Origin of the sequence: Bradyrhizobium sp. (genome assembly GCF_019244115.1) — a bacterium.
GTDB lineage: Bacteria > Pseudomonadota > Alphaproteobacteria > Rhizobiales > Xanthobacteraceae > Bradyrhizobium.
In genome coordinates, this window is the sequence record NZ_JAFATE010000545.1 from 1 (window position 1) to 2,449 (window position 2,449).

At 63.7% G+C, this 2,449-nt stretch carries 3 protein-coding genes and 1 pseudogene; all 4 read right to left on the reverse strand.

From position 1 onward, the window contains the following. Nucleotides 1-286: pseudogene (locus JOZ76_RS24040) on the reverse strand (hypothetical protein); the annotation flags it as partial. Between the two features lie 248 nt (nucleotides 287-534). Further along, nucleotides 535-1,305 carry a MotE family protein gene (locus JOZ76_RS24045; RefSeq protein ID WP_291702602.1) on the reverse strand — a complete coding sequence of 257 codons (771 nt, stop codon included), beginning with the start codon at nucleotides 1,303-1,305 and terminating at the stop codon, nucleotides 535-537. After that, complete coding sequence (locus tag JOZ76_RS24050) at nucleotides 1,302-1,763, reverse strand: DUF6468 domain-containing protein (RefSeq protein WP_291702604.1); 462 nt, start codon at nucleotides 1,761-1,763, stop codon at nucleotides 1,302-1,304. The genes JOZ76_RS24045 and JOZ76_RS24050 overlap by 4 nt, the downstream gene beginning before the upstream one ends. Continuing rightward, the coding region (locus tag JOZ76_RS24055; RefSeq protein WP_291702623.1) for a FliM/FliN family flagellar motor switch protein at nucleotides 1,760-2,449 on the reverse strand (690 nt) is incomplete at its 5' end. The genes JOZ76_RS24055 and JOZ76_RS24050, both read right to left, overlap by 4 nt.

Here is a 2,449-nt window from a genome sequence, read left to right on the forward strand (position 1 = left end):
CCAGCGCGCCGATGATGCTTCCGATCAAGCCTTGCGGTACCAGCACGGCGTCCTGTTGCTGCCCTTGCTGTTGCGGCGCCTGTGTCATCTGCGGTCCCGCACTGAACGGAATCATCGGGCCGAACTGCTGCCCGGCCGCACCGATGACGTTGCCCGCTGTTCCACCGACTGCGCGCCCGACGAGCGGCGCCAGCGCACCGATGATATTACCGATCAGCCCTTGAGGGACCAATACTCCTTCCTGCTGTTGGGGTGTCTGCCAGAAGCTAGCCTGACCATTGCTCATAATTGGGCCTCCCTTTGCAACAAAGGATCCGCGTGACCGCACCAAGCGCGGCAGCAGTGGCTGACTCAAAATATGACGAGTGGCCACACCAGGTGCGGCGGCAGTGACTGACTTAAATGATGGATGGCGCGAAGTTGCGATTTCCTACGCAACAAAACCTAAAGTCGCAAATGTTTACGGCAGATTTTTGGCCATCCGGGGGTGCGACGAAATGCACATCGACGGTGCGTTGTTGAAACAGCGAGAGCCTAGTTCGGCTTCGTCGGCGTGACCTTGCCTTCGATCTTCGGCAGATCTGGTATTGCGGCGGATTTGTCCGCGCCTGCCCGGCGGGCCATTTCGACCGTCAGCCGCTCGGCGGCTTCCGGCTGCATCAGCCCCATGATGTCCGACATCTTCTGCGGCTTGATCTGCACCGCGATCTCGATCAGCACACCCATGTCCAGCCGGTCGAAAACCTTTGCCGCGTCCTTTGGCTTCATCGCCTCATACATCGTGACGATGTTCTTCATCCGCGCGCTCTCGGCCTCGTCCTTCTGACCGCTCGCGGCAGTGACCCGTGCCTCCGTGGCCTTCAGGTCCGCGCTCTTCTCCTCGATGCGCTTTTCGGCGGCCTTCAGGAGGCTCTCGCGAATCTCGATCTCGCGCGCGCGGGCATCAAGCTCCTGGCGCCGCGCCTGCAGCCGTTCGAGAATGGCGCGTTCGGAGGCCGAGATCGGCGGCGGCGCGTCGGCTTCGGTCTTGGTCTCGGGCGCATCGGGCTTCGGCGCGTCGTCCTTCTTCTCTTCCTTCTTTTCCTTTGGCGCGCCGCCGTGCACCGAGCCCGTGATGTCCTCCTCCTTAGGCCCGCCGGGGAAATTCAGATTGTCCTGCGCCCAGGACTTTTTGCTGGCCGCTCGCGCGCCATAGTCGAACACATAGCCGCCATCGAGGACGAGGCCCGCGATCTTCAGGACCGCGAGGCCTGCGATCGCGACCACGACGACCGGAATCACGCGGATGTCACGCAGCGGTTTCATGCGGCGAGACCGCCCGCCCGCTTGCGCTCCGAGAACGCCTGCGCGGCCGCTGCGATCGCCTTGGCGGGCGAGACCGGAGCCGGCTCGACTTCAGGCGCGGCTGCCGGCGTCGCTGCCGCGGCTGACTGCGGCCGTGCCGCGATCGCGATCTTCGACAGGCGGCGGACCACGTAGTCGCTTTCGGCGAGCTGCTTCCTCAGATGCTCGGACATCTGGTTGGCTTGGTCGAGCTGGCCGCCGAGGTTCTCGTTGACATCGCGAACCGCGAGCTTCAGCCCGCCGATCGCGCGCTCGGCGATCTCGGTCGCGGTGATCAGTTCGGCGATGACGGCTTTCAGTGAATGCTCATCGGCCTTCAGCCGCGTCAGCCGCTTGTTCAGCAGCATGCAGTAACCGATCGTGACGAGCAGCAGGACCGCCACCAGTGCTTCGATGGTCATACCGATCGTGTGGCTCATTGGGCCTCCAGCAACTTGTTCTGCTCGTCCGCGCGCTCGAACATCGCGAGTGTGGTGTGCGGTTTGCGTAAGGGTTTGGTGACGCGGATCGCGACGCGATCGCCGACGCGGCCCATGCGCCCCTCGGTCAGGGTCACGTCGCCGCAACGGACAGACACGAGCGCGTCCGAACGCAGATCGAGCGGCAGGGTGTCGCCGACTTTTAGGCGCATCAGCTGCTTCAGCGGGATGTCGGCCTCGTAGAGCACGGCATCGACAGAAATCTCGGCCTGCGCGATCTGGGTGGCAAAATGCCCTTCCCAGACCGGATCGCGGCCGAATTTTTCGCCCATGAACATCTGCAGCAGCACGCTGCGGATCGGCTCGATGGTCGCATATGGCAAGAGCAGTTCGACGTTGCCGCCGCGGTCCTCCATGTCGATCCTGAGGCGAACCAGGATCGCGGCATTGGCCGGCCGGCTGATCGCGGCAAAGCGCGGATTGGTCTCTAGCCGGTCGATGGAGAATTTCACCGGCGACAACGGCCGGAACGCCTGCTCGGCATCGGACAGCACGACCTCGATCAGCCGCTTGACGAGGTTGGTCTCGATCGTGGTGTAGGGCCGGCCCTCGATGCGCAGCGTGGAATTGCCGCGCCGGCCGCCGAGCAGCACGTCGATCATCGAATAGATCAGGCTGGAATCGAC